This is a genomic window from Rhodococcus sp. NPDC127527 (assembly GCF_042672245.1).
In the GTDB taxonomy this organism is placed as follows: domain Bacteria; phylum Actinomycetota; class Actinomycetes; order Mycobacteriales; family Mycobacteriaceae; genus Rhodococcus_G.
In genome coordinates this window covers 277,682-300,382 of record NZ_JBHXVP010000001.1, presented here as the reverse complement: position 1 = coordinate 300,382, position 22,701 = coordinate 277,682, and the positions used below count along the sequence as shown (strand labels likewise).

24 protein-coding genes are annotated in these 22,701 nt (G+C 71.0%); 15 read left to right on the top strand and 9 right to left on the bottom strand.

Annotated elements, in window-relative coordinates:
- The first annotated feature begins 22 nt into the window (after positions 1–22).
- The 3 genes from ACFVH2_RS01395 (at position 23) to ACFVH2_RS01385 (ending at position 2,503) form a co-directional block, all read left to right on the top strand.
- Positions 23–871: an SMP-30/gluconolactonase/LRE family protein gene (locus ACFVH2_RS01395; RefSeq protein ID WP_378421373.1), complete on the top strand. Its 849-nt coding sequence runs from the start codon at positions 23–25 to the stop codon at positions 869–871.
- A 104-nt stretch (positions 872–975) separates the two neighbouring features.
- Positions 976–1,503, top strand: a complete 528-nt coding sequence (locus tag ACFVH2_RS01390) for a peptidase (RefSeq protein ID WP_378420813.1) — start codon at positions 976–978, stop codon at positions 1,501–1,503.
- Between the two features lie 286 nt (positions 1,504–1,789).
- Positions 1,790–2,503 (top strand): TMEM165/GDT1 family protein, encoded by a 714-nt coding sequence (locus ACFVH2_RS01385; RefSeq protein ID WP_378420812.1) that lies wholly within the window; start codon positions 1,790–1,792, stop codon positions 2,501–2,503.
- Positions 2,504–2,698: 195 nt separating this feature from the next.
- On the opposite strand, the gene ACFVH2_RS01380 is transcribed toward ACFVH2_RS01385, so the two are convergent.
- On the bottom strand, positions 2,699–3,031 hold the full coding sequence (locus ACFVH2_RS01380) for a hypothetical protein (RefSeq protein ID WP_378420810.1): 333 nt from the start codon (positions 3,029–3,031) through the stop codon (positions 2,699–2,701).
- A 196-nt stretch (positions 3,032–3,227) separates the two neighbouring features.
- Positions 3,228–3,944, bottom strand: a complete 717-nt coding sequence (locus tag ACFVH2_RS01375) for a hypothetical protein (RefSeq protein ID WP_378420808.1) — start codon at positions 3,942–3,944, stop codon at positions 3,228–3,230.
- A gap of 287 nt (positions 3,945–4,231) precedes the next feature.
- Between ACFVH2_RS01375 and ACFVH2_RS01370 the strand changes: the two genes are divergently transcribed.
- Complete coding sequence (locus tag ACFVH2_RS01370) at positions 4,232–4,624, top strand: PPOX class F420-dependent oxidoreductase (protein ID WP_378420806.1); 393 nt, start codon at positions 4,232–4,234, stop codon at positions 4,622–4,624.
- Positions 4,625–4,691: 67 nt separating this feature from the next.
- Here ACFVH2_RS01370 and ACFVH2_RS01365 read toward each other — a convergent pair whose 3' ends face one another.
- Entirely contained in the window at positions 4,692–5,519 is an 828-nt protein-coding gene (locus ACFVH2_RS01365) for a hypothetical protein (RefSeq protein ID WP_378420804.1), read from the bottom strand.
- 53 nt (positions 5,520–5,572) lie between these two features.
- Positions 5,573–6,274 carry a hypothetical protein gene (locus ACFVH2_RS01360; protein WP_378420802.1) on the bottom strand — a complete coding sequence of 234 codons (702 nt, stop codon included), beginning with the start codon at positions 6,272–6,274 and terminating at the stop codon, positions 5,573–5,575.
- A gap of 200 nt (positions 6,275–6,474) precedes the next feature.
- Between ACFVH2_RS01360 and ACFVH2_RS01355 the strand changes: the two genes are divergently transcribed.
- On the top strand, positions 6,475–6,828 hold the full coding sequence (locus tag ACFVH2_RS01355; RefSeq protein WP_378420800.1) for a TraR/DksA family transcriptional regulator: 354 nt from the start codon (positions 6,475–6,477) through the stop codon (positions 6,826–6,828).
- A 139-nt stretch (positions 6,829–6,967) separates the two neighbouring features.
- Here the strand turns inward: ACFVH2_RS01355 and ACFVH2_RS01350 are convergent, their stop codons facing one another.
- A complete protein-coding gene (locus tag ACFVH2_RS01350; protein ID WP_378420798.1) occupies positions 6,968–7,507 on the bottom strand; it encodes a hypothetical protein in 540 nt (179 codons plus the stop codon).
- A 422-nt stretch (positions 7,508–7,929) separates the two neighbouring features.
- Here ACFVH2_RS01350 and ACFVH2_RS01345 point away from each other — a divergent pair, with 422 nt between their 5' ends.
- Complete coding sequence (locus tag ACFVH2_RS01345) at positions 7,930–8,697, top strand: SDR family NAD(P)-dependent oxidoreductase (protein ID WP_378420796.1); 768 nt, start codon at positions 7,930–7,932, stop codon at positions 8,695–8,697.
- Between the two features lie 131 nt (positions 8,698–8,828).
- A complete protein-coding gene (locus tag ACFVH2_RS01340; protein ID WP_378420794.1) occupies positions 8,829–9,329 on the top strand; it encodes a hypothetical protein in 501 nt (166 codons plus the stop codon).
- A 13-nt stretch (positions 9,330–9,342) separates the two neighbouring features.
- On the opposite strand, the gene ACFVH2_RS01335 is transcribed toward ACFVH2_RS01340, so the two are convergent.
- On the bottom strand, positions 9,343–9,999 hold the full coding sequence (locus ACFVH2_RS01335; RefSeq protein WP_378420792.1) for a YoaK family protein: 657 nt from the start codon (positions 9,997–9,999) through the stop codon (positions 9,343–9,345).
- A 31-nt stretch (positions 10,000–10,030) separates the two neighbouring features.
- The gene (locus ACFVH2_RS01330; RefSeq protein WP_378421371.1) at positions 10,031–11,593 is read right to left on the bottom strand and encodes a TM0106 family RecB-like putative nuclease; all 1,563 of its coding nucleotides are present in this window, start codon (positions 11,591–11,593) and stop codon (positions 10,031–10,033) included.
- A gap of 240 nt (positions 11,594–11,833) precedes the next feature.
- Here ACFVH2_RS01330 and ACFVH2_RS01325 point away from each other — a divergent pair, with 240 nt between their 5' ends.
- From ACFVH2_RS01325 to ACFVH2_RS01290, 8 genes are all read left to right on the top strand, one after another.
- Positions 11,834–12,451, top strand: a complete 618-nt coding sequence (locus tag ACFVH2_RS01325; RefSeq protein WP_378420790.1) for a DUF6474 family protein — start codon at positions 11,834–11,836, stop codon at positions 12,449–12,451.
- Positions 12,452–12,470: 19 nt separating this feature from the next.
- Positions 12,471–13,052, top strand: coding sequence for a hypothetical protein (locus ACFVH2_RS01320; protein ID WP_378420788.1), 582 nt, complete (start codon positions 12,471–12,473; stop codon positions 13,050–13,052).
- Between the two features lie 41 nt (positions 13,053–13,093).
- Positions 13,094–13,759 (top strand): YcnI family protein, encoded by a 666-nt coding sequence (locus tag ACFVH2_RS01315; RefSeq protein WP_378420787.1) that lies wholly within the window; start codon positions 13,094–13,096, stop codon positions 13,757–13,759.
- On the top strand, positions 13,756–14,283 hold the full coding sequence (locus ACFVH2_RS01310; protein WP_378420785.1) for a copper resistance protein CopC: 528 nt from the start codon (positions 13,756–13,758) through the stop codon (positions 14,281–14,283). The genes ACFVH2_RS01315 and ACFVH2_RS01310 overlap by 4 nt, the downstream gene beginning before the upstream one ends.
- Before the next feature lie 5 nt (positions 14,284–14,288).
- Positions 14,289–15,239: a CopD family protein gene (locus ACFVH2_RS01305; RefSeq protein ID WP_378420783.1), complete on the top strand. Its 951-nt coding sequence runs from the start codon at positions 14,289–14,291 to the stop codon at positions 15,237–15,239.
- Positions 15,240–15,265: 26 nt separating this feature from the next.
- Positions 15,266–15,625 (top strand): MmcQ/YjbR family DNA-binding protein, encoded by a 360-nt coding sequence (locus ACFVH2_RS01300; RefSeq protein WP_378420781.1) that lies wholly within the window; start codon positions 15,266–15,268, stop codon positions 15,623–15,625.
- Between the two features lie 246 nt (positions 15,626–15,871).
- The gene (locus ACFVH2_RS01295; RefSeq protein ID WP_378420779.1) at positions 15,872–16,954 is read left to right on the top strand and encodes an FUSC family protein; all 1,083 of its coding nucleotides are present in this window, start codon (positions 15,872–15,874) and stop codon (positions 16,952–16,954) included.
- Positions 16,947–19,247, top strand: a complete 2,301-nt coding sequence (locus ACFVH2_RS01290) for an FdhF/YdeP family oxidoreductase (RefSeq protein WP_378420777.1) — start codon at positions 16,947–16,949, stop codon at positions 19,245–19,247. Before ACFVH2_RS01295 ends, ACFVH2_RS01290 begins: the two co-directional genes overlap by 8 nt.
- Here ACFVH2_RS01290 and ACFVH2_RS01285 read toward each other — a convergent pair.
- Entirely contained in the window at positions 19,225–20,883 is a 1,659-nt protein-coding gene (locus ACFVH2_RS01285; RefSeq protein WP_378420775.1) for a DHA2 family efflux MFS transporter permease subunit, read from the bottom strand. The genes ACFVH2_RS01290 and ACFVH2_RS01285 overlap by 23 nt on opposite strands.
- A gap of 190 nt (positions 20,884–21,073) precedes the next feature.
- A complete protein-coding gene (locus ACFVH2_RS01280) occupies positions 21,074–22,627 on the bottom strand; it encodes a succinic semialdehyde dehydrogenase (RefSeq protein WP_378420773.1) in 1,554 nt (517 codons plus the stop codon).
- Positions 22,628–22,701 lie beyond the last annotated feature (74 nt).

Below are 22,701 nucleotides of genomic sequence, written 5' to 3'. Positions count from 1 at the left end.
ACGTATCGTTGGAGACGTGACCATGACCGTGGACACGCTCGTCGACGGACTCGCCTTCCCGGAGGGCGCACGCTGGCACGCCGACCACCTGTGGTTCTCCGATGTGTACGCGGGGGCGGTGCTCGCCCTCGAACCGGTGGGCGGGGCGGTGAACACCGTCGTCGAGGTGCCGGGCATGCCGTGCGGGCTCGGCTTCCTGCCCGACGGCCGACTGCTGATCGCCTCCGTCCAGGACCGCCTGGTGCTGCGCCGCGACCTCGACGGCTCGCTGGCCGTGCACGCCGACCTGTCCGGGATCGCGACCTCCCTGCTCAACGACATGTGCGTGGACCGGCGCGGGCGGGCGTACGTCGGCAACTACGGCGACGACAGCACGCCCCCGGCACCCCCGCGGCCCGCCGACCTGGCCATGGTCGAGCCGGACGGGACGGTGCACGCCGTGGCGACGGACATGTTGTTCGCGAACGGGATGGTGGTGACCGCGGACGGGTCCACCCTGCTGGTGGCCGAGACCCGCGCCACCCCCGGCCGGCTGACCGCCTTCAGCATCGAACCGGACGGCAGCCTCGAGCAGCGCCGCGTGTTCGCCGAGTTCGAGGACGGCGTGGCACCCGACGGCCTCACGATCGACGCCGAGGACGGCATCTGGGTCGCCTCCCCGCTCGGCGACGAGCTGATCCGGCTGGACGCGGACGGGTCGATCACCGACCGGTTGCCCGTCGCGCGCCCGTACGCCGTCGCGCTCGGCGGGGCGGACGGGCGCGACCTGTTCGTGTGCACCTCGGGTTCGTGGATCCTCGAGGACGCGCTGGACGAGCAGTCCGGCGCGATCGTGCGCCTGCGGGTGGACGTCCCGGCGCCCGGACACTGACCGGCGTCGGCACTCGACCCGGGTTGTCTGCCAGCGCTGTTCGGCGCATCCTGGAGGTATCCGGGGCGGAACGCACCGGACGCGCACCACGGGCGGTGGCGGACATGGACAGGAACGGATACATCGGGGTCTCGCCCTTCCACGCCTCGGGCGCGCTGCGGGGGTTCGTCATCTCCGGCCGGTGGCCGGACACCACCAGGGAGTGGACCCAACTGCTCGTGCTCGCGGTACGCGTGGCCTCTCTCCCCGGATTGCTCTCCACCTCAACGGTTTTCGGTGCACACGAGGAACTACCCGACGATCCGCCACCCGACACGGTGGGTTTGGTGCTCGCGGAGGGTCCGATCATCGGCGAATCTGCCGTCACCCCAGGGTGTTTCGCCGACCATCAGCCGCCCGCCCTGCTGGTGCTCCATCCGCCGTCCGAGACGGTGCCCTCGCTGCCGGAGTGCACCGGGGCCGCGTCCGGCTGCGTCCTGCTGCCCGGACTCCCCTACCTCGGACTCGACCACCGGGCCGCCTGGGTCGAGGCGGAGGCGGACGGGACGGTGACCTCGATGGTCAGCCGGGTGCGCCTCGACCCCTCCTGCGACCCCGACACCGCGATTTTGGCGATGCTGCTCACCGCCTGAGCGGTCCCGGAAGAACAAAGTTCGGCCTCCCAAACTTGTTGTGCGCTTTGCCATCTCGCAGATTCGGGGGTAACCTTTCGCACAGCGAAGGGGAGTAGCCCCCAATCGCGCAGTCGACATACTGGCCCGAACCGCTCAGCGCGGTCGGGCCCGGCTGCGCGAACCGGCGCCGTCGATCGAGACGATCGACCCCGGTGGGCGAGACCTTCGGCCGTCGACGCACCCGCGTCGGGGGCCGGAGGAAGGTTCCCCGACATCCTCCGAATCGACGAAACGGAGGATCCACGTGCTTGCCGCCCTGCTGCTGAGCTTCGGCGTCATCTTCGTCGCCGAACTCGGCGACAAGTCCCAGCTGATGGCCATGACGTTCGCGCTGCGCTACCGGTGGTGGGTCGTGATCGGCGGCATCACCATGGCCACCACCGTCGTGCACCTCGTGTCGGTCGGCGTCGGCCACTACCTGGGCGTCGCGATCCCCACGAACGTCATCAGCATCGTCGGCGGGCTGGCCTTCCTGGTCTTCGCGCTGTGGACCCTGCGCGGCGACAGCCTGAGCGAGGACGAGGAGAACAAGGCCGCCCGCGTCGGCACCTCCGCGTTCCTGGCGGTGGCCTCCGCCTTCTTCCTCGCCGAGCTCGGCGACAAGACGATGCTCGCGACCATCACCCTCGCCGCGGACAACGACTGGGTCGGGGTGTGGATCGGGTCGACGGTCGGCATGGTCGCGGCCGACGCCCTCGCGATCGTGGTCGGCGCGGTGCTCGGCAAGCACCTGCCCGAGCGGTTCATCCAGCTCGCCGCCGCGACCCTGTTCCTGGTGTTCGGCGTGATGCTGCTGCTCGAGGGCCTGTTCCCCGGGAACGCCGCGGCACCGATCGCGGGCGGGACGATCCTCGCGGTCGCGACCGTGGCGGGGGGCGTCCGGTTCGCGCGGTCCCGGCGGGCAGCCACCGCGCCCGCCGAGGCGGACTCGGCATCCCTCGGCAATCAGGCGCCGTAGGCAGCGGCCGAACGGAACGAGATCTGGAGCGATGGCGGCGGTCCTGGTAGGCACCGGAACACGCCGCCAAACACTCGGCCGGCCGTGGATCGGACCGGTCGTGGTGGTCGTACACCGGCGGTGGATGGACGAACCACGTCCTCCGCGCCGGCGCCGACCCTCCGGAGTCCACGACCCCATCCGACCTACGCCCCACTAGCTGGACCCGGCGCCACTCCGCAACCAGTCCAGGAATACCTCCTTGTAAGTGGGTATGTGGGACGGGCAGCCTGGCGGCATACAGCCGACGAAGGAGAGGTCCTCGGCGTCGATCGACCCGCTCTGAAATCCCCCGACGAGTAGGGCGCCGAAGACGACCTGCTCGACGGTGCCAACGGGGTCCTTGGCGGAATCCTGGACGGAGCCCGCGAAGTCGCCCCGAACTTCTTGATCGGCCGATGCCGTACCCCCACCGAGGACCAGACCGCCACCGAGCAGAGCCGTCGCGACAAGGACGGACGCGCCCCGGCGCGCCAGATTTCGAGACATGCAACTTCCTTCGTTCGACATGCGATGACCGGGGCGCCCACACCCGACCGAACGCCCCCTGACCGAGCCAGAATAGGGCGAATCGGCCAGGGCGGCAGCCGAATCGGACTCAACTTTCCGCAGGTCAAAGCGTTAAACACGCACTCGGCGGTGGTGGTCCTGCCGCCGTGGGCCCCTGGGGACTGGGGGATATGCCCTAGCTCCCGAACGGACCGAGATCCGGTACGACCCGGGTGGTCCCGGTCTGCAGCCACCCCTCCGACGCCGGGACGTCGGTGCCGGTGAAGGTGACTCCGTTGGTACCGTCATCGACGGTCTGAGTCGCCTTGAAGCCCACGTCGACCGAGAGCTGACCGGAGTAGACGAACCCCTCACTGCTTACCCTCTTCGTGATGGCCCAGCCGCCCGTGGGAGCCGTGACAGTGACGTCCCCGGTGACGGGATCCACCACCGCGGTCGAGTCGGGGTTCGTCGAGATCGGGTCCTCCGGATAGAAGTTGGGCGTGTAGGACCGAACCTTGACGCTCTGGAATTCAAAACCCTTCGGCGGATGAAACGTGACGCTCTCAACCGCACCGTCGGGCAGGGATACCTGGCCTCCTCTGCTGTCCCCGAGGAAGAAGTTGGCCGTCAGGACGGTGTTGTGCCCGATCGCCACCTCATCGGAACCAGAGAAACTCATCCTGAAATTGCCGACCCGCTTGTCGAATGTGTGGAACTTGCCGTCGTCGCAACCGAGCATGGAGTCATCGACACTGCAGGGGGGCGCGGAGCTTCCCAGCGCCGCGCTTCCCCCTTCCAGGCTTCCCGAGCCCGCCGCTCCCGCGGTCCCCACACCCGTCACCGCACCACCCGCGGCAATGGTCAGCGCCGCGAGCACCATCCCGCCCGCGCGCACCAGACGTCCAGCCATTCTCGAGTTCCCTTCCGTGCCGGAGCGCCGACGAGCCCACTGCTAGCCCACCCTCGACAACCCGCCAACCGTAGAGGACGAATCGGGCACACCAATGCGGAATTGAACAGCTACTTTTCGCAGGTCACAGCGTTAAACGGTTCGTTCGAACGGTCCTCCCACGCGGATTCGCGCCACAGTACGAGTGACCCGCTCGCCGACCCGCTGTCGGCGGGCCTACGCCGCGCGTGGTCCGGCCGGTTCGGGGACACTGATGAGGTCTCGTCGGCACCCGGAGGAGGGTGGACATGACCGAATCCATGGTCCCGGACCCGCTCGCGGGCGCGAAGGTGGTGTTGCTGCGGACCCGCAAACGCGACGGCAGCTGGGTCGACACCCCGGTGAACATCGCGGCGGCCGGGTCCCGCGCCTACTTCCGCACCCCGGGCCGCGCGTCGAAGAACAAGCGGCTACGCAACTTCCCCGACGTCCGACTCCGGCCGTGCACGTGGTCCGGCAAACCCACCGGACCGGAGTCGGCGGCGACCGCGCGGCTGCTCGCCGGCGCCGAGGCCGACACCGCCGCCCGGGCGATCGACAGGCGCTTCCCGATCCTGCAGCGCGTCCTGGTGCGCGCGACCCACAAGGTCCTACGCACCCCCACCCTGCACTACGAGCTGACCGACTTCCGCGCACCCTGACGTCCGACCCGGGCCCCACCGGTCGAGGGGACTCAGGAACCCTCGACCGGTATGCGCCGAACAGCGGTCAGGACCCCGTGCTCCCGATACCACCGCTCACCGGGACGACGCGAGTGTTCCCCTTCGCCACCCAGCCATTCGACGCCGGGACCCCGGTGCCGGTGAAGGTGAATCCGTTGTCGCCGTCGACATTCTTGTCGGGCGCTTTGTAGGTGAACACGAGACTGACGGCGCCCCCTGCGAACCTATCGCCGTTCCTGCCCGGCTGGAGCGCCCAGCCCCCGGCCGGTGCCGAGACGGTGACGTCCCCCGTGGCGGGATCGACCGCCACGGTCGAGTCCAGTTGCACAATGGGTCCCGGAGGCAGGGGTACCGGTGTGGACCCGGTCACCTTCACCCCGACGAACTCGAAGCCTTTCGGAGGATGGTGGGTGACGCTCGTGACGTCCACATTCACCTCCGGTGCCGGAACGTCGAATGCGGCTTCCTGGGCTACGACGACCGCATCGAAGGTCACGTCGGCACCGGGCTCCACCGTCTTCACACCGAAGTACACGCCGTTGTAGTTGCCGAGCATCCCCGAATCCGAGAAGGTGTTGCGGTAGCAAGGTCCCTGATCGGGAAAGAACGGGTCGTCGGTTTGGTGGCAGGGGCGCACGAGGTTCCGCCATATCTCGTCCGCCGACCCCGTCTGCCCGGCCGCGGTCCCCATACCCGCCATCGCGCCACCCGCGACAACGGACAGTGCCGCGAGCACCGCCGCGCCCCTACGCACCAGATGTCCCACCATTGAACAGCTACCTTTCAGATTGCATCGACCGACGGGCTTCATGACGTCCACCGCTGCCGCGCAACATCTATGCGGAATGCGAAGACTGAGCGCCGGATTCTTCACAGCGACCCTGTGGGGCCACCGGTTGAGCGATTGTGAAAGAAGATCGCGCGCAGTCAGCTTTCCGAGCTGCCAAACCCACCGAGACCCTTCGGGGCCTCGGCGACCTGGGTACTTCCCTTCGCCACCCAGCCCTCCGACGCCGGGGCGCCGGTGCCGGTGAATGTGAGGCCACTGACGCCGTCGCGAACCGCCTGGGTCGCGGTGTACCGCAGCGTGACCGTCACAATGCCCGATGCGTAATACGTCTTGTCGGGACTGCGATGGTCCTCGACCACCGGGATGGCCCAACCCCCGGCGGGCGCCGCGACCGCGACATCCCCCGTGGCTGGATCGACGACAGCGGCCGAGTCCAGAACCGTGACCGGGTACCGGCCCGGAGTCCAGTCGTAGGAGGTGACCTGCGCCCCCGTGAACGTGAAGCCTTCCGGCGCGTGGTGCGTGACGGTCGCGACGTCCACGTCGGGGAGTCCCGTCCAAGGATCACCACCGTAGGCCGAGAACTCTGCCTTGTAGGTGACCTCCCGCCCCACGACGGCCTCGACGGGACCCTCGTAGTACACCGCGATGTCACCGCGCAATCCGTAGCCGTGGAAGGCATCGTCGCACTGGCGCCCGCAGGTAGGGTCGGGACCTCCTGGACCCGCACTACCCGTTGACGCGGCCCCGGCACCTGCCGCACCCATCACCGCACCACCCGAGAAGATGGCGAGCGCGGCGAGTACCGCGCCACCCTTGCGCACATGTTGTCCGACCACTCGCAACGCCCCCTTCGATGGAGCCGACCCAATGCCCGCCCCAAACGCTTGCCAAGAATAGGGCCGCAGGCGGCGGGCCGTCGCAGAATCGAGTACAGCGTTTGCGCAGCTCAAAGCGTTAAACGCCCGCGGGTGCGGTCCGCCGCCATCACAGCCCCGATTCGGGTATCGGAACCGCGCGGTTTCACGTTGAACCGTGCATGACGCTTCCCGAATCGGGCACCGCCACGCCACGTCAGCGCATCGCCGCCGAGCGTGCCGAGGCCACGCACCGCATCGACTTCCTCACCACCCGGCTCGACGAGATCATCGAGGGATCACACCTGACCACCGACGACGACGAGCACGACCCCGAAGGCGCGACCGTCGCCTTCGAACGCGCCCAGACCGCGTCCCTGCTCGCCGAGGCGCGGCGCGAGCTCGACGAACTGACCGCGGCGGACCTGCGCCTCGACGCAGGGACCTACGGGGCGTGCGAGAAGTGCGGTCGCCCGATCTCCGCGGAACGTCTGGAGGTCCTGCCCGCCGCGCGGCGGTGCATCGACTGCGCGTGATGCGGCGACGGCGACTCGAGCTGATCCGGTCCGGCCGACCGTCAGAACACGGGCGGCGGGCCGGACACGTACGAGAGCGGGTCGACGACCCTCGTTCCGGTGCCCGTCACGGCATCCGCAAATTCGGGTGCCCGCAGCCTCACATATTGCCGGTCGGGCCGCGGCAGATGACGGGCCCGTCGACGATCTCGAGGCCGTTCCCTTCCATCGCCGGCCAGTCCTGCGGTGCGAGACCGGTCGCGGTGAACCCAACGCCGCTCTCCTGGACCGAGCCGACCTGGACCGTCCACGGAACGTCGTACTCGAAGAGGAAATCCGTGCTGGCGCCACCTCGGACAGCCCAGTTCCCTGTAACCGTCACCGCTCCGGTCTGCCGATCGATGGACGTCGGGGGCTGGGTCTCCGTCCTGAGTTCACCCGTACCCGATTCCCGCCACTGGATCCGGACAGACCTGAGTTTGTAAGCCGCCGAGGGCGGGTAGTCGGTGTAGCGCTGGACATACTTGGTCTCACCACCTGCGCCCTCGAACCAGGTGTTACTGCGGAACCACGATCCGGGATATGCAGGGGAGTCGACGGTCCTCCGCACCGTGACATCCCCCACCTGCTTCGGCGCGGAGTACTTGTAGAACGCGCCCGGGCAGTATGGCAAGTCAACCGAGCCGGGCACGAGCGGCATGAAGTAACTGACGTCGGAGGACCCGGCCGCCGAGGCCGCCCCGACGCCTGCGGTCAGCCCGCCCGCAACGACCGCGATGGCCGCGAGCGCTGACGCCCCCCGCCGGATCGGACTTTTCGACCGCATCAAGCTTGCTCGCACTGAAGGACCCCGTTCGATGAGTGATGGGTGCGCTCACGTGCTGAGCGCCCCGACCGCGTCAGAATAGGGCAGATTGTCCCGCGCGGCGGTCCGAACTGGGCGCGCACTTTCCGCAGGTCAAAGCGTTAAACGCGAACCGAAGTGGACGCGAACCGTGAGGCGTGCGAAACGGCGACCGACCCCACTCGGTGAACCGTCGTTAACCAGACTTACGGTCGGGCGCTATGGTTCAGGTCACTACCGGTCGGCCAACGGTGGCCGCCAGAAAAGAGGATCGAACAGTGGAACTCCAGGGAACCGCGGCACTGGTCACCGGTGCGGCCTCCGGTCTCGGCGCCGCCACCGCCAAGCGCTTCGCCGACGCCGGCGCCACCGTCTTCGGGCTCGACCTCGCCCAGTCCATCGAGCGCGCGGGCGACAGCGTCCCGGCCGGCGTCACCCTCATCCCGACCGACGTGACCAGCGGCGACGAGGTCCAGGCCGCCGTCGACCAGATCGTGGGCTCCGGCGTGCCGCTGCGCACCGTCGTCAACTGCGCGGGCGTCGGCTGGGCCGGCCGCATCCTGTCCAAGAACGGCCCGCACGACCTCGAGCTGTTCCGCACGGTCATCACCGTCAACCTGCTCGGCACGTTCAACGTGATGCGCCTGGCCGCCGACGCGATCGCCAAGACCGACGCCGTCGACGAGACCGGCCAGCGCGGCGTCGTCATCAACACCGCGTCCGTCGCCGCCTTCGAGGGCCAGATCGGCCAGATCGCGTACTCCGCCTCCAAGGGCGGCGTGCACGGCATGACCGTCCCGGCCGCCCGCGACCTCGCGCAGTACGGCATCCGCGTCAACACCATCGCCCCCGGCATCATCGACACCCCGATGCTCGCCGGCGTCACCGACGAGTACCGCAAGGGCCTCGAGGCGGGCGTCCCCTTCCCGTCCCGCCTGGGCAAGCCCGCCGAGTACGCGCAGCTCGCGCAGATGATCGTCGAGCACGACTACCTCAACGGCGAGACCATCCGGATGGACGGCGCGCTGCGCATGGCGCCGCGGTAGCGATGCATTTCGCGCAGTGGTGCGCTCGGGGCCGCCCAGCCCTCCTCGAGCGCGCCATTGCGACGCCGCCCCAGGGCTAGGATCTCGAAGGACAGAGCGCATCGTCCGGTACCCCAGGGGAGGCGCAGCGCATGTCCAACTCTCGAATCGCCCGGGCCGCCGCAACCGCCGCGGCCGGGATCGCCCTCACGGCCGCCGCGGGACCGTCGGCGGTCGCGGCGCCGGCGGCAACACCACCGGCCACCACCACGTTCCAGGTTCCGTTGGTCTACCTGTCCGACTGCTTCTTTCTGTTCATGTGCGGCGTTCCTCTGACGGTGACCGTGACACCGACGGCGACCGCGGCCGGGGCGTCGGGCACCGTCACCTTCGACGTGCGGCAAGAGTCCCTGCTGAACGACTGCGCCGACACCTGGATCCACTGGCGCAACCTCGCCACCGGCGCGACCGGGACGACGCGGGTGCCCGCCGCGTCGCATTATCTCGGTGCCGGTCGGTCATCGTGCGTGAGCGCGGCCACCGAGGTGACCACCGGCAGCGGCCCGGTGGTTGCCACCGTCACCGCCCCGCCCGGGGGCGACCCGCCGCTCGTCACCGTCAACCCGGGGTCCGGGGCCTTCCTGGTGCGATAGCGCCCGCGGTCCCTCACCGCTCGTCGACGAAGAAGAGCACCAGCGCCGCCCCGAGCAGAGCCGCCGGAATCCAGGCCGCGGGGCCGCCGACCGCTCTGGTGCACACCGCGCCAAGCACCGCTCCGGCCGCGAAGCTCGCGATGATCGCGGCGTAGACCGCGACCGATCGGCGCGCGTCGCGGTCCCGGTCGACCAGACCCGCGTACGCCGCCTCCGTCAACCGCATCAGGTTGCCGGTCGTCGCGATCGCGATATAGGACAGCGTGCCCACGGTGCGGAAGAGCCCGATCTGCATCGCGGCGACGAAGGCGATCGGGACCGTGACGACGGCGTCCGGCACGCTCGCCGGCACGAAGCCGACCGCGACCAGCACGACGATCTGCGCGGCGACGGCGAACCGAATCGGGTACCGCACAACACGTTCCGCACGCGAACTCTTGAGCAGGTTCGCGAACGCGACACCCACCACGAACGCGAGGATCGGCCACACGTGCGCCAGCGCCGCGTGCCAGTGCCCTTCCGACAGGTCGATACCCATCAGGATCACGTTGCCGGTCTGCGCGTTCGCGAACACGCCCCCGCGACTGACGTAGGTGTAGGCGTCGAGGAACCCGCTCGCGACCGTCAGGAGCAGGGCGAACCGCAGTGACGTCGACGTCTCGGTGGTCATCCCCCGCTCCCCTCGGCCGAGCGGACCGTGCCTACAAATCCGACGCGAGCGGGACCTCGACCTCGGCTCGGTCGGTCATCCACTCCCGCAACACCTTCGTCGCGCGCACGTCGTCCTCGTTGTAGACGTACAACCGCTCGCGCTGGTCGAGGTTCGGCTCCCCGTCGTAGCCGACCGCTTCCCGGTACCAGCTCATCGACGCCTCGCCACTCGCCTCCGCGTCCCTCCAGCTGAACCCCGCCACCGGCGCGATCTTCTTGAGCCCCTTGCCGTTCGGGCAGATGAACTGCTCGCTGACGGCCTGGTAGATGTCCACCCAGTGCGGTCCGTTGATGAAGGTCTTGACCTCCGCGACGGTCGGGATGCCGGGCATCCCCGCGAACCGGGTCGCGGAGTCCAGCAGCCACTTGTCCTCGGCCGACCGCGAATAGCAGTAGGCGGCAAAGGTTTTCCCCGCAGCCAGGGCGGCCTCGAGGGTGTCGGTGAGCCAGGTCCAGAACTCGCCGAACGACCGGGCCTCGTCGAGCGTGGGTACCGGGTCCCAGGTCACGAACGGGCGGTACGGCTGAGTCACACCCGCCTCGGTGAGCAGCGTGCCCCACAGGTACGCCCCATGCTCCTGGTAGCTCTCCATGTCCACGTCGACCTCGACGTCCGCACGCACCACCGTCACCTCCGGCTGGCGTCGCACCAGCGGGACCCCGGCCAGCCAGGCCTTCGCCAACACCACGGTGTCGTCGAACCCGTTGCCCTGCCACTCCTCCGGCGCCGGGCCATCCCAGGCCGCCAGCTCGTCGATGGTCCGCACGCCGACCCCGCGCAGCACCTCCGCCCGCGACCCCGTCGCCACCAGGCTCACATCCCGCGCCTCGGTGAGGACCGCGCTGCACTCCGGCCACCACGGGCAGGATCGGCACTCGCCGACCTGCGACGGCGCGGTGGACCGCTCCCCCCGGGCCACCGCGAGGCGGTCCTCGAACCGCTCGTCGTACTGGTCCATGATCGCGGCGAGGTCGTGCACCAGGATGCACTCGCCGCCGTAGCCGATCGCGCCGCCGAGCGCGGCCGGGCTGGCGTGCCCGTGTGTCTGCAGCATCCGGTAGATCTGGGCAAGCCGGAACTGGTCGCGCAGCTGGGCGCGGACCTTCCGGCCCGGGTCGGTGGCGGGGGCCCACTCGTCGAGCCCCGACGTCACCGCGCCGGCGCCCGGATCGGTGACCTTGTGGTTGACCACGATCACCGGGATGTACCCGCCGCGGTCGGCGTCCCGGACCAGCAGTTCCGCGCGCGCACGGCGGCCGGTGTCGAACTCCAGCGGCAGCACCGCACCCCAGATCCGGTCGATGCCGTCCTCGCAGGCCCGCATCGTCGCGGCGGCCCGCTCACGCGCCGGTGCGTCGGGGTCGACGCTCACCCACGTGTGCGCGCCGCCCGACATCAGCCGCTCGTGGGTCGCCTCGCGGTATGCCCGCGCCGCCTCGCGGCGCTGCTGAACCCCGACGTCCTCGGGGGCGTTCGCCACCGCGGTCGGGTAGGCGGTGTCCAGGTGAACCCGGTGCCGGCAGCCGGTCAGCGCGCGTGGGTCGATGAGCACCGGCCGCCGCTTGTCCTCGGTGGCGGGCAGTGCGCCGCCCGCGACGCCGGTCCGATCCCGCGACGCCTCGTCACTCGCGCCTTGCCATGTGTTCACGATGTCGAGATTATGGTCCGCCGGACCGACATCCCGCATCGGCAACGGTGGTCGCGACTCCCCCGCCGGCCCCGGCACCGGCGCAGATAGGCTGTCCGCGGCAGTGTGCCGGCGCTCAAGCACCAGACTTAAGGGGCCTATCGCATGGGTTTGTTCAGGAAACGCAAGACACGCGCGACCCGCCGTGCCGAGGCGAAGGCGCTCAAGCACAAGGCCAAGGTGGAGGCGAAGCTCGGCGCCCGCAACGACCGCAAGCGGATGCGGAGCGAGGCGAAGTCCGCCAAGAAGATCGAGAAGGCCCAGCTCGCGACCCTGAAAGCGCAGGAGAAGGCCGCCGAACGGTCCGGCTTCAGCGTCGGTCAGCTCCGCCGCTACCTCGGCATCGCCCGGCTGCTGACCCCCGTGCTGGCCCCGCTGGCGTACCGCGGCGCGGTGCTCGTGCGCGGCCAGCTCGACCAGCAGCGCGCCGCCAGGATGGGCATCGCGCCCGAGGAGCTCGGCAACTACACCGGTCACGGTGCACAGCTCAGCGCCCGGATCGCCGGGGCGGAGCGCTCCACCAACGACATCTCCGCCCAGTTCGACGACGCCGAGACCGCCCGCTTCACCGCCGCGATCCGAGGCAGGCTCACCGAACTGACCACCGCGGTTCGCGCGGCCGAGCAGATGCCCGCGCAGCGCCGCAAGTCCGCCCACCACGCCATCGCCGCCGAGCTCGACGGCATCGAGGCGGACGTCCTCGCCCGTCTCGGCGTGCGCTGACCCCGGCACCACTCCCCCGATGCCGACGCACCGCACCGCACCGACCGCCGCCCCGGCGCGTCGGCCCGCGCGGCTGCGCGGCGCCGCGGTCGGTGCCCTGACCGCGGCCCTGGCCGTGGCCGGGCACGGGGTCGGCGGCGGGGGGTACCCGAGCACCGCCGCGTTGACCCTGCTGGTGCTGTGCTGCGCGGGGGTCGGTGCGCTGACCGCCAGCCTCGGCTCCGGTCGCGGTGGCGGCCGCGCCGGACTACTCGGGGCGCTGGCCGCCGGGCAGCTGGTCGGTCACCTCGCCCTGTCCACCGCGCTCAGCCAGGCCACCGCGAGCGGCCACCAGCACGCCGGCGCCGACCTGTCCTCGCGCGGACTGTCCATGCTCGCCGGTCACGCGGCGGCGACCGTCGTCTGCGCAGCGGCGATCCTCGCGGCCGAGCGGCTGTACGGCCCGATCACCCGCGTCCTGCGGACGGTCCTGCGCGGACCGTCCGCGGCGGTGCGTGCGACCACCGCCCATCCGGCCGTCGGGTCGGGCACCGCGGCGCGCCGCGACCCGCTCGCGTTCGCCATCTCGAGACGGGGACCGCCCGCGGCCGCGCCCGCGTGACCGCAGTCCCCACCCCTTCTCGAGAGAAACGACAACCACAGATGAAGACCTCCCTTTCGCGTGCCCTGCTCACGGTCGGCGCGACCGGCGGCGTCCTGCTGCTCGGCACCGGCGTCGCCTCCGCACACGTGACCGTCGGCGCGCCCGGCGCCGCGCAGGGCGGCTACACCGTCCTGACGTTCAAGGTGCCCACCGAGTCCGAGACCGCGGGCACCACCAAGCTGACGGTGGCGCTGCCCAACCTGAAGTCGGCTCGCACCGAACCGATCCCGGGCTGGACCTCGCAGGTGACCAAGGACCCCGCCTCCGGCGAGGCCACCGCGGTGACCTGGACCGCCGACCCCGGGGTCGCCGTCGGTCCCGGTCAATTCCAGCAGTTCGCGTTGTCCGCCGGACCGCTCCCCAAGCAGGAGACGGTTTCGTTCCCCGCGGTCCAGACCTACAGCGACGGCCAGGTCGTCGACTGGAACCAGCAGCCGGCCGCCGACGGCAGCGAGCCGGACAAGCCGGCGCCGAGCCTGACCCTGACCGCCGCCGGCGAGACCGGCGACGCACACGGGTCCGCGCACGATGCCGAGGCGGCGGACAGCGACTCGGGCGACGCCACGGACACCACCGCCCGCTGGCTCGGCGGCATCGGCCTGGTGCTCGGCGCCCTCGGCGCGGCCCTGGGCATCGGCGCGACCGTCCGAAGCCGGCGCTCGTGAGCGCGCGGTTGCGGCTGCTGGCCGTCGCGGTGGTCGCGTTGCTGGCCACCCTGGTCGGTGGCGGCGTCGCCGGTGCGCACTCGGTGGTGACCGGGTCGGTTCCCGACAACGGCGCCTCCGTGGCGACCGGCCCGGCGCAGGCGTCGGTGACGTTCAACGAGCCGCTGCAGTCCAGCTTCGCCACCATGACGGTGGTCGGACCGGACGGGAACCTGTGGTCGAAGGGCGACCCGACGGTGCAGGGCCAGACGATCAGCGTCCCGGTCGGCGACCTCGGCCCCACCGGCGAGTACACGATCGCCTTCCGGGTCACCTCCGCGGACGGGCACCCGGTGAGCGGTACCCGGACCTTCACCCTGACCGCCGAGGGCACCGGCACGCCCGGCGCCAAGGCGGGCGGTTCGAGCACCTCCGGCGACGAGGGGTCCGGCGGCGTGCCGCTGTGGCCGTTCATCGCGGGCGCGGTCGTGGTGTTCGGCGGCGGGCTGGCGTTCGCGCTGCGCCGGCCGCGCGACAAGGGCTGACGGCGTTGGGCGGTCCGGCTCGACGGACCTCGCCGGGCCTGCTGCTGCTCGCCGCGCCGGCCGGGCTCGCCGGCGTCGGGCTCGCGTGGCTGCTGGCCGCCCCGGACGGCCCGGAGGCGTCGAGCCTGATCCGGGTGCTCGCGGACTGCCTCGGTGCGACGGTGCTCGGGGTGACCGTGCTCGCATGGCTGCAGCGCTCGCAGCGCCGGCCGGTGCTCGACCGGTCGGCGCTGTGGCGCCCGCTGGCGGCGCTGGCCGGCGCCTGGACGGTCGCCGAGGCGGCGCTGCTGGTCGCGGCGGCGGCCGAGACCAGCGAGGTCGGCGCGTCCGCGTTGTCGTCGACGGCGTTCGGCCGGTTCGTCGGGCAGATCAGCGCCGGCCAGATCGGTGCCGCGGTGGTCGCCTGCACTGCAGCGGTCGCGGTGCTCGCGGCGGCGGCGTTCCGGCGCGGGGCGGCGTGGCCGCTGACCCCGGTCGCGGTGCTCGCGACGGTCGCGCTGCTCGCCCGACCCGTCACCGGCCACATGTCCGCGCAGGCGCTCGGGTCGGTGTTCGTCGCCGCGCACGTGCTGGCCGCGGCGCTGTGGCTGGGCCCGCTGGCCGCGATGGCACTGCTGCTGCGGGCTCGGGGCGCGTGGGCGGTGCTGCTGCCGCGCTATTCGGACCTGGCGTGGCGCTGCGTGGCGGCGCTCGCCGTGACCGGGGTGGTCGACGCGGCCGTCAAACTCGGCGACGTCGAGGCCCTGGTCCTCACCGGGTACGGCCGGATCCTGCTGGCCAAGGTCGCCGCACTGATCGGGCTGGGTGCGCTCGGCTGGTGGTGGCGGCGCAACTGGGTGCCCGCCGCGGGCGCGCACCGGGTGACGGCGGACGACTCGCTGCGCCGCGCGGTGGTCGAGGTGGTCGCGATGGCGGTCGCGTTCGGCCTCGCCGCCGCGCTCGCGACCACCGCGTAGCGCCCCACGCCGCGCTATAAAGGACCATGGCCACTGAGAAGTTCGCGCGCGAGCTGATGCTGGCCCTCCCCGAGGTCGCGGAGGTGGTGGTCGCGAACTGGGGCGACCAGCCGACGTTCCGGGTGCGCAACAAGATGTTCGGGCTGCTCGGGTACGGCGCACCGACGGTCTGTCTCAAGGCCACCCGCGACGACCAGGCCGCGCTGATCGACGAGAACCCCGACGTGTTCCAGGTGGCGCCGTTCTTCGGTCGGTGGGGCTGGATCGACGTGGTGCTGGACCTCGTGGACCCGGACGTGCTGGCCGAACTCGTCGAGGAGGCGTGGCGGCTCACCGCGCCGAAGCGGGTGGTCGCGGCGTTCGACCGGGACCGCGACGAGGCCTGACTCCACCCCGCCGACAGGCGCGGCCTATCAGCTCGTCGGAAATTCCGATTGGACCGGCGGGCACTCCGTCGGGCAGCCTTGTCTCAGGGCCGACCGGAGCCGTCGACGACCAACCCCGCACCCTCGGGGATCTCCATCACTGACGTCAATGTTGTTGCCGCGCAGACAGTGTGACCGATTCACGCATTCGCGCCCCTCCGGAGCCGTGGTCACCCACTGCCCGCGACCGACGATCGGAGAGCCGCCATGCACGGTGTCCTGGCGCACGCGCGTGGCCTGGTCGCCGTCGGACCCGCCGCGAACGACCACCTGCACGCCCTCCGGGTCGCCGTCGGACTCGCCCTGCCCGGACTCGCCCTGCTGGCCGGAGGCCGGCCCGACCTGATGATCTACGCCGTCTTCGGCGCCGTCACCGGCATGTACGGGCGCACCGATCCGCACCGGCAGCGCGTCGCGCACCAGGCGCAGGCGGCCGCGATCCTGGTCGCCGGTGTGGGCACGGGTGTCCTGCTGTCGAGTGTGCACGCCCGCCCGTGGGTCCTGGTGGTCGCGATGGTCGTGTTCGCCTCGGTCGGATCCCTGGTGACCGATCGTCTCGGGCTCGCACCCGAGGGACCGTTCTTCGGCATCTTCGCCCTCGGCGCCGTGGCCGCAGTCCCGGCCGACCAGGTCGCACCGTGGGCGGCGCTGTCGATCTGCGCCGCGACCGCGCTGCTGTGCCTGCTGATCAGCTTCGCCAGTTCGTTCCGCGCACGGGTGCGCGACCGCGAGGCCGTCCCGGCGAGGTCGCGGCCGTCGGGCACGCTGGTCCACGCCGCCCGCTACGCGTCGGCCATCTCGATCGCCGGCGTCGGCGGCCTGCTCCTGGGGATCGACCACGCCAACTGGGCGATGGCCGCGGCCGCGGTGCCCCTGGCCGCGGCCGACCCGTTCAGCCGCGTCCACCGGGGCCTGCACCGCATCGTGGGCACGTTCGCCGGCCTCGCCGTCGCGGCCGTGCTGCTGCTCCCCCATCCCTCCGAGACACTGCTCGGCGTCTGCGTGATGGCCCTGCTGTTTCCGACCGAACTGTTCATGGCGCGCCACTACGCGCTCGCACTGGGGTTCTTCACCCCGCTGATCATGGTGATGACCGACCTGGCCGCACCCGCCGAACCGTTGGCGCTGCTCGCCTACCGCGGCATCGACACGGTGATCGGCGTCGGCGCCGGTATCGCGGTGGCGCTGATCATCCGCGGACCGGGGCGCGCGACCACCGCCGCACTAGACTCTCCGGGAGACGACGCTCGTCAGGCCCACCCACGGCAGGAGCGAATCGATCATGAGTGACGAACCGGCGAACAGGGACACCGACCCGGCCGACGAGAAGCAGCGGTTCCGGTTCCGGCCGTACCACCACCCGGCCGCCGGCTGGGGTGCGGCCAAGAGCGTGACGCGGTTCCTCGCCCGCGAGGGCGCCGTGCTCGACGGGCCGCAGGCGATCATGCGAATGAATCACGAGGGCAAGGGATTCGACTGCCCGGGCTGTGCCTGGCCGGATGACCTCAAGGGCCTGCACCTGGACATCTGCGAGAACGGGATCAAGCACGTCACCTGGGAGATGACCCACAAGCGGGTCGGCCGCGACTTCTTCGCCGCGCACACCGTGACAGAGCTGTCGGGATGGAGCGACGCCGCGCTCGAGGCCCAGGGCCGACTGACCGAACCCATGCGGTACGACGCCACGTCCGACCGCTACGTCCCGATCGCCTGGCCGGACGCCTTCGAGCTGGTCGGCGCGGCGCTGCGCGGACTCGACGACCCCAACCGGGCCGCCTTCTACACCTCCGGGCGCCTCGGCAACGAGGCGACGTTCCTGTACCAGCTGCTGGCCCGCGAGCTGGGCACGAACAACCTCCCCGACTGCTCCAACATGTGTCACGAGGCCAGCGGCCGTGCCCTGCAGGCGTCCCTCGGCACGGGCAAGGGCACGGTCGACCTGAAGGACTGGGAGGTCACCGACGCGTTGTTCATCATGGGGGTGAACGCGGCCTCCAATGCGCCGAGGATGCTGACCGCGCTCGTCGAGGCCTACAAGCGCGGCGCGCAGATCGTGCACGTCAACCCCCTCGTCGAGGCCGCGGCACGGAAGGCGATCATCCCGCACGAGTTCACGGCGATGGCCACCTTCCGGGCCACCCCGACCGGGACGCTGAACCTGCAGCCGCGGATCGGTGGCGACATGGCGCTGCTGCGCGGGATGGCCAAGGCGGTGTTCGACGCGGCCCGCACCGACCCGAAGGCCCTCGACCTCGAATTCGTCGAACGCCACACCAGCGGCTTCGACGAGTACCGCGCCCTGTGCGAGGCGACCTCCTGGGACGAGATCGAGCACCAGTCCGGGATCGGGCGGGCGGACATCCGTGCGGCCGCCCGGGTCTACTGCGAGGCCGACCGCAGCATCGTCAGCTGGTGCCTCGGTGTCACCCAGCACGACCACGGCGTCGACACCGTCCGCGAGATCGTCAACCTGTTGCTGCTGCGCGGAAACCTGGGCCGCGAGGGCGCCGGGCCCTCACCGGTGCGGGGGCACAGCAACGTGCAGGGCAACCGGACCTGCGGCATCGACCACCGCCCGAGCGAGAAGTTCCTCGACCGGCTCGCCGAGGTCTGCGAGATCGACCCGCCCCGCGCCCACGGCCTCGACACCGTCCGCACCATCGAGGCCATGCACCGCGGCGACGTCACGGTCTTCGTGGGGATGGGCGGCAACTTCGCGCTCGCCGCGCCCGACACCCCGTACACCGCTGCCGCCCTGCGGAAGTGCCTGCTGACGGTCCAGGTCAGCACGAAACTCAACCGCAGCCACCTCGTGCACGGCCGGGACGCACTGATCCTGCCGTGTCTCGGCCGCACGGAGAAGGACGAGCAGCGTGCCGGCCTGCAGTCGACCTCGGTGGAGGATTCGATGAGCATGGTGCACCTGTCCGTCGGCATGAAGAAGCCCGCCTCGCCGCACCTGCGGTCCGAACCTGCCATCGTCGCCGGCATGGCCCGGGCTGCCCTGCCCGACAGCGCGACGCCGTGGGAGGAGTACGTCGGGGACTACGACCGCATCCGCGACACCATGTCCCGGGTGCTCGACGGCTTCGAGGACTTCAACCGACGGGTCCGCCTGCCGCTCGGGTTCCGCATCCGGCAGCCCGCCCGCGAACTGATCTTCGACACGCCCTCGGGCCGGGCCGAGTTCTCCACTGCGGCCCTGCCCGACGTCGTGCCCGCCGAGGGTCGGCTGACGCTGGGCACGATGCGCTCGCACGACCAGTGGAACACCACGATCTACTCCGACAACGACCGCTACCGCGGCGTCGAGGGCCTGCGCACCCTGATCTTCATGAACGCCGACGACATGCGGGAGCGGGGCATCGGCGAGTTCGACCGGGTCGACATCACCAGCTTCGCCCGCGACGGCAGCACCCGCTCCCTGCGGGGCTACACCGCCATCCCGTACGACATCCCCCGCGGCAGCGCGGCCGGATACATGCCCGAGATGAACGTCCTGTGCGCCATCGGCGACTACAGCACGCAGAGCGATCAGCCCCTGATGAAGAACGTTCCGGTCACGGTCCAGCCGGCGACGTGACCCGGCGGCTGCGCGCGCTCAACGCCACCGAGCTGGCGAGGCCCAGCGCCAGGAACCCGGCCGCCACGAACAGCGAGGTGCTGGTGGCGTCGCCGAAGCCCTCGGACAGCGCGGTGGTCACCTCGGGCCCGGCGGGCCCGAGTTTGCCCTCGTCGCCCTGCTCGCGCAGGCCGGATATGGTGCCGCCGGCCGAGTCGCGGGTGGCGGTGACCAGCTGCTCCTGCACCGGCGGCGGGACCGCGGCGACCGGCTCGAGTCGGTCGGTGAGGTTGTGCGCCAACGAGACCGAGAGCACCGCGCCCAGGATTGCCGAGCCGAGCGCCGCGCCGAGCTGACGCACCGTGGACTGGGTGGCCGAGCCCTGACCGGACTTCTCCGCCGGGATGTCCGCGAGCACCGTCCCGGTCAGCTGCGCCGACGCCAGGCCCAGGCCCGCGCCGTACACCGCGAGCAGCACGGCCAGCAGCCACGGGGACACCGTGGACGAGATGAACAGCGCCACGACGACCACACCCACCGCCTCGAGCGCGAGGCCGAGGATCACCGTTCGCGGCGCGCCGATGGCCCCGGCGACGTGCCGTGCGGCGGCGCCGGACCCGAAGGCGCCCAACGCCATCGCCGCCAGCACCAGGCCCGCGCCCATGGTGGACAGGCCGAGCGCGTTGACCAGGAACAGCGGCAGCACCAGCAGCAGGCCGAACTCGCCGATCGCCACCGTCAGGGCGGTCAGGTTGCCCCAGGTGAAGGTCGGGACCGAGAACAGGGTCAGGTCCAGGATCGCCGAGCGGTGGCTGCCGCGGGCCCGGTGCCGCTCCCACACCACGAACAGCACCAGGGACGCGACCCCGATGGCGCCGACGACCGGGACCACCGAGACCGGAGCGTCGGCCGGCCAGTCGAGGCCGAACACGCTGAACTCGGCGATCGGCTTCCACCAGCCCAGGCTCTGCCCCTCGATGAGCGCGAAGATGACGCCGCCGAAGCCGATCGCGCTGAGCAGCAGACCGTCGACGTCGAGGCCGGGCTCGGTGATGGTGGCCTTGGTCTCGCGGACCGCGTACAGCGCGCCCACGATGACGGCGAGCCCGATCGGGATGTTCACCAGGAAGATCCACGGCCAGGTGAAGTAGGTGGTCAGCCAGCCGCCGAGCAGCGGGCCGACGGCCGCCATGCCGGAGATGACCGCGCCCCACACCGCGAACGCGACGATCCGGTCCTTCCCGCGGAAGGTGGCGTTGACGCTGGAGAGGGTGGTCGGCAGCACGAACGCGCCGCCGATGCCCTGCACCACCCGGGCCATGATCAGCGAGGTCGCACTGGTCGCGAGCGCGGCGAGCAGGCTGCCGGCCAGGAACACCAGCACGCCGAGGATGAACATCCGGCGCCGGCCGAGGCGGTCACCGAGCCGGCCCGCGGTGAGCAGCAGCGCGGCGAACACCACCGAGTAGACGCTGTTGACCCACTGCGCGTCGGTCAGATCGAGGTTCAGGTCGGTGATGATGACGGGCAGCGCGACACCGACGATGGTGCCGTCGACGACGATCATCGACAGGCCCGCTGCGAGTACCCCGAGGCCGATCCAGGCGCGACGGTCCGCCCTCGGCTCGACGTCGATCTCGCTCGACTCGGTCGACATGGGTCCTCCCTGCGGGAATCGCGGCGCCGAACGCATTTTCGGCGCGCCCCGTCAGTCCACCAGGAATCCGCCGCCGCGGCAGCGCGACCCACCGACGGCGGGCGGAGTTCAATCCTTCGATTGATCCCGCCCGCCGGCTCCTACACCCGCGACGGCGGCGCCTCGCCGTGGACGCTCACGGTGTCCACGGTCAGCGACCCGGGAGGTACTGCATCGTCTTGATGAACGGAGCCAACAGCTTCGCCCACACCTTCGGCGGCATGCCCTTCGGCCCGCCGAGGTTGAGCAGGCGGGTGGTCGCGATCGTCTGCGACTCGGTGTACTTGAGCAGACCGTCGACGCCGTGCCGGCGACCCACACCCGAGACGCCCATGCCGCCCATCGGCGCGGCGGTGCTGCCCCAGGCGGGACCGTAGCCCTCGTCCACGTTGACCGTGCCCGCCTGCACCCGGGCGGCGATGGCCTCGCCCTCGGCCTTGCTGCCGGCCCAGACGCTGGCGTTGAGGCCGTACTCGGTGTCGTTGGCCTTGGCGACGGCCTCGTCGACGTCGGCGACCGGGTAGATCGACACCAGGGGGCCGAACGTCTCGTTGCGAGCGCACTCCATCTCGTCGGTGACGCCGGTGAGCACGGTCGGCTCGTAGAACAGCGGGCCGAGGTCGGGGCGGGCCTTGCCGCCGGCGACGACGGTCGCGCCCTTGACGACCGCGTCGTCGACGTGCCCGGAGACGGTCTTGACCTGCGCCTCGGAGACGAGCGACCCCATCTCGACGCCGAACTCGTAGCCGGGCGCGAGGGTGATCTTCTTGACGCGCTCCCCGAAGATCCGGGTGAACTCCGCGGCCACCGGCTGCTCGACGTAGATCCGCTCGATGGAGATGCACAGCTGGCCCGAGTTGGAGAAGCAGGCCCGCACCGCGGCGTCGGCGACCTCGCGCAGGTTCGCGCCCTTCGTCACGATCATCGGGTTCTTGCCGCCGAGTTCGGCGGAGAAGCCGATCAGGCGACGGCCGGCCTGCTCGGCGAGCAGCTGCCCGGTCGCGGTCGAGCCGGTGAACATCAGGTACTCGGTGTTCTCGACGATCGCGGTGCCGACGACCGAACCCTGACCGGGGACCACCGCGAACAGGTCGCGCGGCAACCCGGCCCGGTACAGCAGCTCGACGCAGGCCAGCGCGCAGTAGGGGGTCTGGCTGTCCGGCTTGATCACCACGGCGTTGCCGGCGAGCAGCGCGGCGATGGCGTCGGAGACGGCGAGCGTCATCGGGTAGTTCCACGGCGAGATGACGCCGACGACGCCCTTCGGGTGGTGCCGGACCACGGTCTTGGTGAGGCCGGGGAGCATGCCCTGCACCCGCTTGGGCTTGAGCGCCTTGGGGGCCAGCTTCGCGTAGAACCGCGAGGTCATCGAGATGTCGAGAACCTCCTCGAGCGCGGAGGCGCGGGACTTGCCGGTCTCGGCCTGCGCCATGTCCATCAGCGCGTCGCGGTTCTCGAGCACCAGGTCGCGGTAGCGGTGGAAGATCGCGGCGCGGTCGGCGGGCGAACGCCGGGCCCACTCGCGCTGGGCGACGCGGGCGCGCTCGATGGCGGCCTTCGCGTCGTCGGCCGTACCGACGGGGACGGTGGCCAACTCCCGGCCGGTGAAGGCCTCGACGACCGGGCGCGTCGGCCGGTTCGCCGCGTCGGGAATGGCGATCAGTTCGGCGAGCCGTGCGAAGGTCGCGGCGGACGGAGCAGGCATTTCTTACCCCTACTGGTTAGTAGTTTTCGTGGTTACAGACAACCTACCGGTTCCGTGGCCGCCGTCACAGGAGG